This window comes from Listeria grandensis, assembly GCF_014322885.1.
Taxonomy (GTDB): domain Bacteria; phylum Bacillota; class Bacilli; order Lactobacillales; family Listeriaceae; genus Listeria_A; species Listeria_A grandensis.
On record NZ_JAASUG010000001.1, the window covers coordinates 410180 to 423186 of the forward strand.

Consider the following 13007-nt stretch of genomic DNA (forward strand, 5'->3'; position numbering starts at 1 on the left):
TATTTTCTTGTGTTTCACACTTTCTCACTTGTTTCTGAGCCTATCTCTCTTATTTAGGCTACTTTTACGGCTAAAAATAAATTATTTTTTTTGGTAACAAATTTCACTTATTTTAACCTGTTTTTGCTTGTTTAACTCTAAATTGGCAGATTTATAACTTTTTGATGTAACTTATCTTTCTTGTTATGGAATTGCCATACATCATTGACAGTTCTTTCTGGCTGCTTTCCCTTGAAGTTGGGCATCACCTCCTTTAATGTATTAAGGTATTATATTTTTACTAGTTAGAGATTTGTTGTTAAATGAAGGATGTTCGGAAGATTTAGAGGAGCTTAGCTGTTCCTCTGAAGTTTAATTTGAGTTGCAAAGTGGTCGGGGGATGACCAGTAGAAGAATTATTTACGTTTTAGAGCCGAGTGTTATAAGCTTAGTGGATGCTGTTTACGTCGTTCTCGGTGCCTCTTACAGTTATAAGAATACTACATAAAAACACAAAAACCGTAGTATTGTCATAAACTTCTCAAATCAGGAATTTTTTGATTCTATACCGCCGAAAAAAAGGGAGAAGAAATGACAAATTGGAATTATGATGCTATATTTGGCAAGAAGATAATCGTGTCTTAGGGAGGCGAGTTTAATATGAAAAACCTTGTCATTGCTTCGGAATATCGCAAATTGAGATTACTACATATTTTATTTACGTCGGAACAAAACTATACGAAAAAAGAATTAGCCCAGATGCTACATTGTTCTATTAAAACGCTCGATGCAGATATTAAAGGATTGCAAGAAATTTTTGATCCTGCCATTGCTCATGTTCATGAAGATGAATACCACGTGCTCTTTGATGTCGGTGAACAGATCAATTTTTCCTATCTCTATGCTATGACTGTTAGCAATTCCTATATGTATCTGATTTCTAAAGACATTTTTTTAGGGCATAAGTTAAATTTACCTGATTGGGCGGAGAAGAACTTTAGTAGCTTGCCAACGACGTATCGCCGGATTCGCCAGATTGATACGTATTTAGCGGAGAGCCGCCTTGTCCTTGAAACAACGCCACTGGACATCAAGGGGGCTGAGATTCGGCTACGCTTTTACTATTTCCAGATCTATAGTCGGTCTTATCCTTATACGAAATGGCCGTTCCCTGATGTGCCTTATACGCAGGTGAATGCATTTATTCAAACGGTAGAGAGCTGTTTCGGGATTTATTTTTCGCTGTCTGCTCGGATTAACTATGCGATCGCGATCGCGGTTTGCTTGATTCGTCTGAAACAGGGCTATCATTATACTATGTCAGCATCGGATCAAGCCTCTTGGAAAAGTATTGCCGAGGCTCAACGTGAGTTTCATCCAGTCGATTATACGATTTTAGATGATATCGTTGGCTTTCCTTTACCCAAAAATGAGCGTTATGTCAATGTTTTAATGGCGTTTTGGACACGCTTTTCGTATATCGACGAAGGTCAGGCGGACGTTCGTATTAAATCGAGTAAAGAGATCAATCCGAGTAAACATATGCTAGCAAAAGAGTTAACCTCCTTATTGGCGGAGTATGATATTCATAATAGCAATCAGATCTTAGCAGGAACGATTGATTTTCTAACGCGTTTCTTGTTTATCGATAAGATCAATATTCTACCGGAGATACCTTACATCAACGTGGCTCCCGATAAACATGAGCTGAGCCAAAAAATAAGAGCTGTTTTAAACAAGCATGAAACGAATCCAAACTATCGTTATATTCGCTCTAACAAAGCAATGATGGTTCACTATCTTACGGATTTCTACAACATTATCATTCAACAGGAACAGCAGTATCGGATTTTGCATGTAAAAATCGTTTCGGAAAACGGCTATTTCTGGGAGGAATTTTTGCGGACAGAGTTGCGGAAACGATATTCGGAAGAGCAGATTATTATTTGTGACGAGTTACATTCGCATGAACACATGCAGCACATCGATCTGATTATTAGTGATTTCCCTTTCTATGAAGAAACTGGAATTAATGCGGATATTCTTGTTTGGAATATACCGCCTGCGAAGAAAGACTTTGAACAGCTCGATTTATTTTTAACAAGGAAGAAATAATGAAAAAAAGGCATGAGAACCCCGCTTGATATCAGAGGTTTCATGCCTTTTTATAATGATAGTAGACGCTTCGATGCGCTAAAAATATTATGCTGGTGTATCTGTTAATTCCCAAGTCAATGTTGCTTCGTATTTACCTGCAACTTTTGAAGTTTTACCTGGTACGCTAAGCGTGATACTTTCAGCAGCTTCTGTTTCGTCTGCGCCGAACATCTCAACCCATGTTCCCATACCTTGATTCTCTTCTGCACTCATAACATCAGATGACGTTCCTGCTGGATCAAGTGAGAATCCTGTTGCTACTGGTGAATCACTTTCAGATGCAGAGTTCAAAGATGGATTTTCGAATTTCAGTACGGCACCTGTTAATTCGGACGCACCATTAATGAATTGACCGTCCTGCTTTACTGTTAAATGCCAACCTGCGTTAGATCCACGGTTATCTGTAATTTGAACGTAGTTAGGAATATCTTTCACTGTTCCTGCCTCGCCTACTTTAATTTGGTCTAATTGAGCGCTATAAACTTCATTGTTACCGGAAATTTTTTGCTCGCCGAAGTGAATGTTGGAGATGTAATCAATACTTAGAGGTCCTGCTGTACCTGCTGGATGATCTGGATCAACGGGCTCGACTACTTCGGGATTGCCTGGATCGGTTGGATCTACCGGATTTGTGACCGTGTCATTTGGAATAAAGTTCACGTCTGCTTTAGAGCCTAGTGTCCCTCCATCTGCTGCCGATGCTATTGTTCCTGTACCTGTTCCGACGAATGTCGCGACCGTTATCATTCCTACAATTACGAATTTCGTTAATTTCATACTATCCATTCCTTCTCTCGTTTTTTATTTGTGTGTGTACCTTACATACATAAGAATACTACGAGAAATGGATGAAACAGCCATAAAATCAAAAATTATTGAAACCCAGAAAAAAATGAAAATCAGATAAGCCTATAATTAGCGTGTGTATAGAGTGCGGTCATGCTTTAGTGATACCTATTAGCACGCCACCGATAACGACTAAAATCACACCAATAATCACAAAAAGAATCTCTTTTCGCGTTTTGCGTTCGTTTAATAGAAGAATCGCGCCAAGCGTCGAGATGACCACACCGAGCTGAGATAGGGAGAATCCTGTTGCCACACCAACAAGACTGTTCGCATACAGCATCGCAACATTTCCTATCGCCCAAATCATACCAGGAATTGTAAGCCAAGCCGTTCTCTTGATGAATCGGCTCTCTTTGTCGTCCTTACTACGCGCCGTCATAATCAGTGCAGCAATCACCATCCCAATCGCTTGCGGCAAAATCGCATCGAAGCCATTAATCGCAAACCCTTGAATAATGACGACATAACTGATGTACCCCGCCGAAGAAATTGCCAATGCCAACAAACCACGATTCAGCGTCGCTTGTCCAGCCTCTTCTTTTTCAGCGTAAGACGTCATAAAAATTCCAATGATGATAAGCGCCAACGCGATAAAGCCAAATACAATGCGGAATGTGGTATCCCATTCGTGAAATAACAGCACACCGCAAAGTGTCGTCCCAACGAGTTGCATTCCCGTCGAAATCGGCATCGCCTTAGAAACACCGATCAGCTTAAACGACTTCAATTGGAACATCTGCCCGACACTCCACAAACACCCTGTAACGAAACTAACAATAACGGTTTCAGCAGTATATACTGGATCTGTAAAAATAAAAGCGATACAAGCAAAAATCAACGCACCAAACGTGATTCCTGTTGTTTGTTGCCTCGTTGTCCCGCCAATTTTTGTAATAAGTAATGGCATGAAGCCCCATAACAAGGCTGGTATTAGCGCTATCATAATATTCATCTGTGTACTTCCTCCCTTTAATAACAGTGGCTCCTTACTTCATATCGAATGCATACATATGTAAAAAATGATTATCCCATAGTATCTCCAATATGTCGATAGCCCTATGCCTTTATTATACAAGATGAAAGGCGTTTCAGATCAAACGTGTAGCATACATTCACCAACAACTTATTAATCCAAAAAAAGTGCAATTCATGTGCAAAAAATCTTACCTTTCAAAACACTTTTTCAAACGCATGTAAGCCTCATCAAAGCTTAGAGCTGGCACTACTAGGATCGAATTTATGTCCATTATTTGAACAGTGTTAAAATAGTAGAATAAAGTTTTAGTTTTCCCTTGCTTCTTGAAACTTTTTAGTTTAGAATATATGTTCGTGCTGGTTTTTAACACATATAAAAGGAGGTATGTAATGAAAGTTTTATTTCAACATTTAAAGAAATACAAGCTTCAAACCACGCTTTCCACACTGTTTATCGTTATCATGGTTATCTCACAACTATGGCAACCGAAATTATTGCAACAGGTTATGGAAGCAATTATTAATGATAAGATGGATGAAATCACAAGAATTGGTATTTTACTTATTGTCATTGCCATCATCGGACTTATCGCAGGTATCCTCAACACCATCCTCTCTGCAAAAGTGGCACAAGGTGTAGGAGCCGACATTCGTGAAACTAGTTTCCGCAAAATTCAAACATTCTCCTTCAGCAATATCGAGAGACTGTCTACAGGAAACCTCGTTGTTCGTCAAACGAATGATATTACGCAAGTTCAAAACTTAGTGATGCTTTCTTTACAATCACTAACTCGAATTCCAATTATGTTTATTGGTAGTTTTATTTTAGCGATGTATACCCTGCCTGAACTTTGGTGGATTATTATCGCGCTTGTTATCCTTGTTTTCATGATCGTCTTCCTGATTTTTGGAAGAATGGGCAAGCATTTCGGCAAAATTCAAGGCTTCATTGATCGTGTCAACGCGATTGCGAAGGAAAACTTAGCTGGTATGCGCGTTGTGAAATCATTTGTGCAAGAAGACAACGAACTCGAACGCTTCACAAAAACGAGTGACAAACTGACGCATCACACAATCGTAGTCGGACAACTATTCTCCATTATGATTCCGGCATTTATGCTTGTCTCGAACATGGCCGTTGTTGGCGCCATTTATTTTGCTGGTGATTTGGTGAAAGAAGACCCAGCAGTTATTGGGGCAATCGCGTCATTCATGAACTACTTAATGCAAATTATGATGGCGATTATTATCGGTGGTATGCTGATGATGATGGCGTCACGTGCAATGATCTCGCTGAAACGGATTGGTGAGGTGCTAGAAACAGAGCCTGATATTACGTACGACGAAAATGCGCCAAAACAAGATCTAATTGGTAGCGTTGAGTTCCGCGATGTCAGCTTCCAATATGAAGGCGATGAAACCAAAGCGCTGAAACATATTTCTTTTGAAGCGAAGCCGGGCGAAATGGTCGGGATTGTCGGTGCAACTGGATCGGGTAAATCAACACTGGCCCAACTGATTCCGCGATTATATGACCCAACAGAAGGTGAAATTTTGATCGGTGGAACGGACTTGAAGAAATTAAGCAAGCAAACGTTGCGCGACACGGTTTCTCTTGTATTACAACGCGCGATTCTATTTTCAGGTACGATCGCAGAGAACTTGCGTCATGGTAAGAAGGATGCAACGCCAGATGATATGGAGAAAGCAACACGCATTGCGCAGGCGAAAGAATTTATCGAACGCCAAGCAGATATCTATGATGCACCAATCGTTGAGCGTGGTAATAACTTCTCTGGTGGTCAAAAACAACGCCTTTCCATCTCACGCGGTATTATCGGTGAACCAAAAATCTTGATTCTCGATGACTCCACAAGTGCTTTGGATGCGCGTAGTGAGAAACTCGTGAAAGAAGCTCTAAATAAAGAGCTTGCAGACACAACAACCTTCATTATTGCTCAAAAAATCTCTTCCGTTATCCATGCAGACAAGATTCTCGTTCTTGATGCTGGTGAACTTGTCGGCGTTGGAACGCATAAAGAACTCGTCGAAACAAGCGCGACCTACAGAGAAATCTATGACACACAAAAGGGAAAGGAGGTTGACGCGTAATGGTTGAATTTAAACGTATCTGCCGCTTTTTCTGGCACTATCTAAAAGCTTACAAGTTGCAACTGAGCGTGATTATTATCGCGATTATCGGTGCTACTTATTTACAAGTCAAGGCTCCTGAATATATCGGGAAAGCCATTCAAGAACTGGCAACGTATGCGCAACGCCTCTTCACGACAGGCGTCGATGACAAAACCGATTTCGTGCATATTATTTGGATGCTGATCATGTTTTACGTCTTGCTTGCCGCCGCAACATTTATTCAAACAATCTTGATGGCTGGTGTTTCTGGTCGTGCGACGAACCGGATGCGTATTGGGTTGTTCCGTAAGATGGAGAAATTATCGATTCGTTTCTTCGATGGACACAAAGATGGTGAAATGCTTAGTCGTTTTACAAGTGACCTAGATAACATCTCGAACACGCTGAACCAGGCGCTTGTACAAGTTTTATCTAACGTGGCACTGATGATTGGTGTTATTATCATGATGTACCAACAAAACGTGAAACTCGCGTCTGTTACATTGATTCTAGCTCCTGTTGCGATTATTATTGCGGCCCTTATCATTCGCAAAGCGCGTAAATATGTGGATCTGCAACAAGATCGTCTTGGTGAACTAAACGGCTACATCGATGAAAAAATCTCTGGGCAAAAAATCGTTATCACAAACGGTTTAGAAGAAGAAACCATTGATGGCTTCGTGAAACATAACAATATCGTAAAAGAAGCCACATTTAAAGGTCAAGTTTACTCCGGTTTACTTTTCCCAATGATGCAAGGTATTTCGCTGATCAATACCGCTGTTGTTATTTTCTTCGGTGGTTACCTCGCGCTTGACGGCAGTATTGAACGCGCCGCGGCACTTGGTTTGATCGTTATGTTCGTACAGTATTCACAACAATTTTATATGCCACTGACACAAATCTCGTCCCAGTACAGCATGCTTCAACTTGCAATTACTGGTGCGCGTCGTGTTAGTGAAATTTTTGACGAAGAAGAAGAAGTGGAGCGTAAAGATTTAAAAACAATCGATGGCGTTCACAAAAGCGTGAAGCTACAAAATGTCGATTTCGCGTACACACCTGAAAAACCAGTCCTTAAAAATGTCTCTATCGATGTTGAAAAAGGTAAAATGGTAGCCCTTGTTGGCCCAACTGGTTCTGGTAAAACAACCGTTATGAACTTGCTGAACCGTTTCTACAACGTTGACAACGGCGCCATCCTGTTTGATGATATCGATATTCGTGACATCAAGCTTGCGTCCCTTCGTAAACAAGTGGGTATCGTGTTGCAAGATTCTGTTCTTTTCTCTGGTACTATCCGCGATAATATCGTTTTTGGTAACCCAGAAGCAACGGACGCAGAAGTTACGGATGCCGCGAAGCAAGCCAACATCCATGACTTTATCATGACGCTTGAAAACGGCTATGACACAGAAATCACCGATGAAAACAACATTTTCAGTGTTGGTCAAAAGCAATTGATTAGTATTGCGCGTACCATCATTACGAATCCGTCCCTTCTTATTCTCGATGAAGCGACAAGTAATGTGGATACGGTAACCGAAAGTCGCATACAAAAAGCGATGGATAACGTTATCTCTGGTCGTACTAGTTTCGTGATTGCCCACCGTTTGAAAACAATTCTAGATGCCGATCATATCGTAGTCTTGCATCAAGGAGAAGTTATCGAACAAGGAACACACGAATCACTGCTCAAAGAAGAAGGTTTCTACTCTGAGTTGTATCATAATCAGTTTGTAATTGAATAATAGTTTTTACAGAAAGAGCGCATCCCGCGAAAGGATGCGCTCTTTTTATTTAGAAAAATAATTTGCTAGCAGTGATGGATAATGCGAGCAATGCCACTGATCCGATCGTAGCCGCCAGAAAAACACGACCGCCACGACGGATGATAACTTGGAAATTCACGCTCATCCCAAGTCCTGCCATCGCCATTCCTAAAGCTAAGTAAGCAAGTGATACGAGACCATTCAAGAGGCTTACTGGCATAGCAATAAATGTTCCAATCGCACTTGTTAACAAGAAGCCACCCATAAACCATGGAATCGGTAATTTTGCCTTTTCAGCTGTCGTTGTTTTGGCTTTGCGTTGGGCGATAATACCGACGATAAGGGCAACGGGAGCTAATAACAGAACTCGCGATAATTTCATGATAATCGATGCGTCCAGCGCCTGCGTTCCTCCTGCTTCTCCGGCTGCTACAGCATGCGCGATTTCATGCAACGAGGAACCCGCCATCACCCCAAATTGTGTCGGAGTCATACCTAATACAGGCATAAATCCTACTTCTATCAGTGTAAATACAGTTCCTAGAATACATACCACAGCAACGGCTAAAACCGCATCATCATTTTTCGCTTTCAATTGTGGTGACACACCCATGACCGCAGCCGCGCCACAAATCCCGCAACCGCAAGCTGTTAACATACCTAACGTGCTGTCTACTTTCAGCCACTTACAAAGAAAATATACCACCACAATCGTGAACGCTACGACAACAATCGCGAGAACAATCGTTTTCACACCAGAGTCCGCTAACGCCTTCAAATTCAATCGAAATCCTAGCAAGATAATTCCTAATCGCAAAAATTTATTCGATATAAAACCCGTTCCAGGTTGTGCACTCACAACAAGCGCCCGACTCATTTGTACCAGCATTCCGAGTATTAACGCAATAACGAGCGCACCAACTAATTGTAACCCTGGGATTTGCGCTAAGTACTTCCCAGCGAGCGAACAAGTAAGTGTCACCGCTACGCCTATCCAAAATCCTTTTTCCTGCCATTTTACCTTCATGTTTCTATTCATCTCCTAAATCCATGTTATAATAATAAGAAATCTTATGTATGAGGGGGGCTATCACTGATGTTTCATTGGCTTCAGACGTTTATGACGGTCTACGAAGAGAAAAATTTCACACATGCCGCCGAAAAACGCTATATCTCACAACCAACCGTTTCATTACATATTCAAAAATTAGAAGAAATCACGGGTAGCGAGTTGTTTATTCGCAAAGGTCGAAACCATGCTATGCCAACTGAAAGCGCTGATTTACTCTATATTCGCGCCAAGCAACTCGATTCGTTATGGGAAACCAGTCTAAGTGATTTGCAACAACTGCAAGGCAATACACGGATAACCTATACCATCGGCGCCTCACAAACCATTGGTGTATACATGTTACCACTCATTTTACCACAACTTCAAAAACAGTTTCCCAACTATGATTTCGTCATCTCGATTGCGAATTCGACGGTAATTTTTAAACGCGTGGAAACGCACGAATACCAAGTTGGCTTAGTCGAATCGCCAATGATTGCACCGATGATTACGCGTACCATTTTTGCCCATGATTCACTTGTTTTGGCTGGAGATATGACGAGTGATTTCTGGCTATTACGCGAAGATGGTTCGGGAATTCGCACATACACCGATCAATTTTTCCAACAAGAAAACATTATCCCAGCGCAAAAAATGGAGATTGCAAGCAATGAGGCGATTTTGAATATGTTAGCGCAAGGCATCGGGAAAACTTTGCTCTCTGATTTGAGCGTCCGTAATTTGCCGTATTATAATCCGCCAACGCCAATCGTTCGTCCACTTTTCCAGATTCACCATCACGCTTTTCCGCAAGATCCGCTACAGATTGCACTACATCAATTATTGCTAACTACCTTTGCTTGACTATATGTAAAGTATACAAAGATTTATCTAATAAGTAAAATAGATATATTATATACTAATCATCAGAATTACTAATATTAAAGAGGAGCCTGAAAAAATGAACAAGAAAAAATTTTGGAAGATCATTTAAAAAACAATCGTACGAGGTGGCGCAGATATAGACGAACGAGCAGAAGTCTTAGAAAAACTACTCTCTAAACTAAAGCCTGATGATATCGTGAAATGGCAACTTATTTTGGATGAATACCCTGAAGTTTCAAAAGTAGATAGACTCTGGGCCGCCGCTTATCTGCTAAATGATGGCGCTAGTGATGATGGTTTCGACTATTTTCGAGCATGGCTTATCTCGCTTGGGGAAGCTGGATTTTTAGTGATATTAGAGGATCCGGATCTGCTCGGTGAGTTGCTGCAAGATGGCATTGATGATGATTTTCTTGCTGAATTTGAAGAGATCATGTACATTGGTAGCGACGTTTATTTGGAAAAAACCGGAGAAGATGATGAAGAGGTTTTCTTTCAGGCTTGTGATCAGCTAACTTTAACAACCGATGAAAAATCCGCGATTCATGCAGATATTATCTTACCAGAAGCTCTTGAATGGGATGAAGACGATGATTTAGAAAGCATATTCCCTAAAATCGCGAGGATTAAGCCCGAATAAAAATACACAAAGACACCCCTAAAACTAGATAATATTTCTAATTTTAGGAGTGTTTTTGTATAGCTAGTCCTTAAAGAAAGATGAGGCTACCGAGCTATCTGGTTTCTGCTCCAATACATCCTTCGCAAATGTACTCGCTGCTTTATACGCCAATAGTTTATCTGGTATACGGTGAAACAATAACATATATTCCTTATATTCGATATTCAAAGGATCCAGCTCCAGAGCACTTTTTGCATGTTCAAAGGCTAAGCGATATGCATCTGGGTGGAATGAAAGCGCCGTACTGAGTATCTCCGAGGCTAACATGTGTAGCTCCTGATCCTCATTATCTGTTAGTAAATAGGAAATAAAATAGTAAGGCTGCATGTTCTCTAAATCAAAGGCTATTTCTAGCATCTCGTCCCTGAAATTCTGAAAAGAAAAAAGTCGGGCTATTTTTTCAGCCTCTTCAAACTCCCCATTAGTAATACACAATTTCAGTGATTTTTCCATCTAATTCCTCCTTTAGCAATCTCTCACCCAAGCATCAGAAATTTTGATACCACTGGCTAATTTGGCATAAGTAACCTCGACCGTCTGTCCCGCAACAACTAAAATTTTAAAAAACACACGACTATAAGGTCCCTCCGTGCCCTCATCTAGCACCTCAGACATGAGTACACTCACCTCGCCCCAATTTACAGGAACGGGCACAACTCTATTCCAATCATGTTTAGGTGCAAGTATATGACTAATTCTTTGATTTGTAAGATTCGCCACCTCTTGCCTTACAACCATATTTGCGGATTTATCAGCTAGCATCTCCTCAGATTCACCACTTTTCACGATATAATTACCTCCATCCTTCCTCGTTATATAACTGACAAATATCGCCAACTATACTTTCCTAGTATACCGAATAAGTTGAAATAGGTATGTAGATGAATTGAGAACATATTCAAAAAAAAGGCCCTCAGAGAACGCTTTCTTTGCTTCCAGTTTAAAATAATCGCCATGGTATTAAAAAAACACCATAAATCGCATCATATCAACGATTTACAGTGTCTTCTCTTTTTCCTTCATTTCCTAAAAACGGAGAAACGGGGATTCGAACCCCGGCGCGGCCGGAACCGCCTAACAGATTTCGAGTCTGTCCCCTTCAGCCGGACTTGGGTATTTCCCCAGATTGCAGATGTTCGTCCAATAGTGCATCAAACGTCGCATCCTGAACAATCACAAGTTCCATTCTAATGCATTTTTCGATAAAAATCCAGTGTTTTCTCCGTTCCTTTAAAACCCATCATAAAAATCGCTTCGTACGTGGGGTATAACTTTTTCCCAAGCTGCGATAGTTATGTCACTTGCCGTTGCTTTTCCGTAATACACGAGGTCGCGCGGTCGCACAAATCCCATCAACATCTGGCTCAACCCTTGAATCGAAATCGTCAAAATCCCGCCTTCTGTCTTATCTATGCGTTTCACAAAACTACCCCGAATTTCAAAAAGTCCTTCATTCCAAGGTGCCGTCTCGTCCTCGACTTGTAGATATAGCGTTGTGTCAGAACGATCAAATCGGTATTTCTCAAGAAACGGCTCGACGTCCACAATCCGAACCATAAAATCCAAAATTTCACGTTTTTCGAAGTCTGGTGATGGGAAAGCCAGCGCAATATCACGCAAAGATCCTATATTTTTCGCAACAACGCGGTCCACCATCATGCCATGCGACCCGGTAAAGCGCCACAGACCTTTTTCAGCTTCGTAATCTAGCGCAATCATTTCATGGATTTTAAAAACCTCGTGATCAAGCCCAAACAGCATGTATCCCGTCGCAATCCCGTTCATGTCACAATAAACTGCGATTTCCTTCGTGTATCCACGACGAGCCAGCCGCAACCACCACGCATCGTCGCGCATCATCATGCCACTTTTCTTCGTCAAAGCGAAACGATTATACAATTCGCGAACGACCGAAATCCCTGTGCCATCCTCACTCGTGAACCGCATGACACGCCCCGGTACAGTCCCCATATCAGGCAACGCATGCGCCGGAATCGTCAGTTCCACTTTTTCCGTAAAAATCTCGTATCCAAATTTCCGATAAAACGGAATCGAAAACGGGCTCAAATAGGAAACCAGTTGCCCAGCCTCGCGCATTTTCACAAGGGACTCCTCCATTAACTGGCGAATCAAACCACCGTTTCGATACTCTGGATAACTCGCAACATATGCAATGCCGCCCATCGAAAAACGCTCACCCAAAATCGACACGCTGAGCGGATATGTCAAAACCTGTGCCAGTAAATGTTCGCCATAAAACAAACCTAGGCGCCTCGCATTTTCTGCCCAATAATTAAAATCAGCTTCACCACCAGATGCGGGGAGTCGAAATGCATAATCGCGCAATTCCTTCACTTTCCCAATCTCCGAATCCTTAATTTCCCGTAATTCCATACCAACACCCCATTTCTCCTTTATTTTAGCATAAAATGCGCCTAATTGTTCATGAAAACACTTTTACTTACTTTTAGAAACAAACTAATTTTTTGTAAGCATATTACTTGAAGTGTAAAGTGCAATAAGA

11 protein-coding genes and 1 tRNA gene are annotated in these 13007 nt (G+C 41.2%); 5 read left to right on the plus strand and 7 right to left on the minus strand.

Annotation, left to right across the window (positions count from 1 at the left end; all coding sequences use genetic code 11):
* Positions 1–639 precede the first annotated feature (639 nt).
* A complete protein-coding gene (locus HCJ54_RS01865; RefSeq protein WP_187136415.1) occupies positions 640–2094 on the plus strand; it encodes an AcpB/EbpR/MafR family transcriptional regulator in 1455 nt (484 codons plus the stop codon).
* 87 nt (positions 2095–2181) lie between these two features.
* On the opposite strand, the gene HCJ54_RS01870 is transcribed toward HCJ54_RS01865, so the two are convergent.
* Positions 2182–2913 carry a WxL domain-containing protein gene (locus tag HCJ54_RS01870; protein ID WP_036066225.1) on the minus strand — a complete coding sequence of 244 codons (732 nt, stop codon included), beginning with the start codon at positions 2911–2913 and terminating at the stop codon, positions 2182–2184.
* 160 nt (positions 2914–3073) lie between these two features.
* Positions 3074–3937, minus strand: coding sequence for a GRP family sugar transporter (locus HCJ54_RS01875; RefSeq protein WP_187136416.1), 864 nt, complete (start codon positions 3935–3937; stop codon positions 3074–3076).
* A gap of 413 nt (positions 3938–4350) precedes the next feature.
* On the opposite strand from HCJ54_RS01875, the gene HCJ54_RS01880 reads away from it, so the two are divergent.
* Together HCJ54_RS01880 and HCJ54_RS01885 are read left to right on the plus strand one after the other, a co-directional pair.
* The gene (locus HCJ54_RS01880; RefSeq protein ID WP_187136417.1) at positions 4351–6072 is read left to right on the plus strand and encodes an ABC transporter ATP-binding protein; all 1722 of its coding nucleotides are present in this window, start codon (positions 4351–4353) and stop codon (positions 6070–6072) included.
* Complete coding sequence (locus HCJ54_RS01885) at positions 6072–7844, plus strand: ABC transporter ATP-binding protein (RefSeq protein WP_036066228.1); 1773 nt, start codon at positions 6072–6074, stop codon at positions 7842–7844. Before HCJ54_RS01880 ends, HCJ54_RS01885 begins: the two co-directional genes overlap by 1 nt.
* A gap of 49 nt (positions 7845–7893) precedes the next feature.
* Here the strand turns inward: HCJ54_RS01885 and HCJ54_RS01890 are convergent, their stop codons facing one another.
* Positions 7894–8892, minus strand: a complete 999-nt coding sequence (locus tag HCJ54_RS01890) for a YeiH family protein (RefSeq protein ID WP_187136418.1) — start codon at positions 8890–8892, stop codon at positions 7894–7896.
* Positions 8893–8961: 69 nt separating this feature from the next.
* On the opposite strand from HCJ54_RS01890, the gene HCJ54_RS01895 reads away from it, so the two are divergent.
* Together HCJ54_RS01895 and HCJ54_RS01900 are read left to right on the plus strand one after the other, a co-directional pair.
* A complete protein-coding gene (locus tag HCJ54_RS01895; protein ID WP_187136419.1) occupies positions 8962–9780 on the plus strand; it encodes a LysR family transcriptional regulator in 819 nt (272 codons plus the stop codon).
* A 157-nt stretch (positions 9781–9937) separates the two neighbouring features.
* Complete coding sequence (locus HCJ54_RS01900; RefSeq protein WP_342354440.1) at positions 9938–10441, plus strand: DUF4240 domain-containing protein; 504 nt, start codon at positions 9938–9940, stop codon at positions 10439–10441.
* Between the two features lie 63 nt (positions 10442–10504).
* Here the strand turns inward: HCJ54_RS01900 and HCJ54_RS01905 are convergent, their stop codons facing one another.
* The 4 genes from HCJ54_RS01905 to HCJ54_RS01920 all read right to left on the minus strand — a co-directional run bounded on the left by HCJ54_RS01905 (position 10505) and on the right by HCJ54_RS01920 (position 12877).
* Positions 10505–10936, minus strand: a complete 432-nt coding sequence (locus tag HCJ54_RS01905) for a hypothetical protein (RefSeq protein WP_187136420.1) — start codon at positions 10934–10936, stop codon at positions 10505–10507.
* 12 nt (positions 10937–10948) lie between these two features.
* Positions 10949–11269, minus strand: coding sequence for a polymorphic toxin type 35 domain-containing protein (locus HCJ54_RS01910; RefSeq protein ID WP_187136421.1), 321 nt, complete (start codon positions 11267–11269; stop codon positions 10949–10951).
* A gap of 247 nt (positions 11270–11516) precedes the next feature.
* Positions 11517–11606, minus strand: a tRNA-Ser gene (locus tag HCJ54_RS01915).
* Between the two features lie 107 nt (positions 11607–11713).
* On the minus strand, positions 11714–12877 hold the full coding sequence (locus HCJ54_RS01920) for a GNAT family N-acetyltransferase (protein ID WP_187136422.1): 1164 nt from the start codon (positions 12875–12877) through the stop codon (positions 11714–11716).
* Positions 12878–13007 lie beyond the last annotated feature (130 nt).

What these genes read in the sequence shown, in the direction of transcription:
- HCJ54_RS01880 (WP_187136417.1), top strand. Translation starts at nt 4,351, where the DNA reads ATGAAAGTTTTATTTCAACATTTAAAGAAATACAAGCTTCAAACCACG.
- HCJ54_RS01870 (WP_036066225.1), bottom strand. Translation starts at nt 2,913, where the DNA reads ATGAAATTAACGAAATTCGTAATTGTAGGAATGATAACGGTCGCGACA.
- HCJ54_RS01885 (WP_036066228.1), top strand. Translation starts at nt 6,072, where the DNA reads ATGGTTGAATTTAAACGTATCTGCCGCTTTTTCTGGCACTATCTAAAA.
- HCJ54_RS01875 (WP_187136416.1), bottom strand. Translation starts at nt 3,937, where the DNA reads ATGAATATTATGATAGCGCTAATACCAGCCTTGTTATGGGGCTTCATG.
- HCJ54_RS01865 (WP_187136415.1), top strand. Translation starts at nt 640, where the DNA reads ATGAAAAACCTTGTCATTGCTTCGGAATATCGCAAATTGAGATTACTA.
- HCJ54_RS01905 (WP_187136420.1), bottom strand. Translation starts at nt 10,936, where the DNA reads ATGGAAAAATCACTGAAATTGTGTATTACTAATGGGGAGTTTGAAGAG.
- HCJ54_RS01920 (WP_187136422.1), bottom strand. Translation starts at nt 12,877, where the DNA reads ATGGAATTACGGGAAATTAAGGATTCGGAGATTGGGAAAGTGAAGGAA.
- HCJ54_RS01890 (WP_187136418.1), bottom strand. Translation starts at nt 8,892, where the DNA reads ATGAAGGTAAAATGGCAGGAAAAAGGATTTTGGATAGGCGTAGCGGTG.
- HCJ54_RS01895 (WP_187136419.1), top strand. Translation starts at nt 8,962, where the DNA reads ATGTTTCATTGGCTTCAGACGTTTATGACGGTCTACGAAGAGAAAAAT.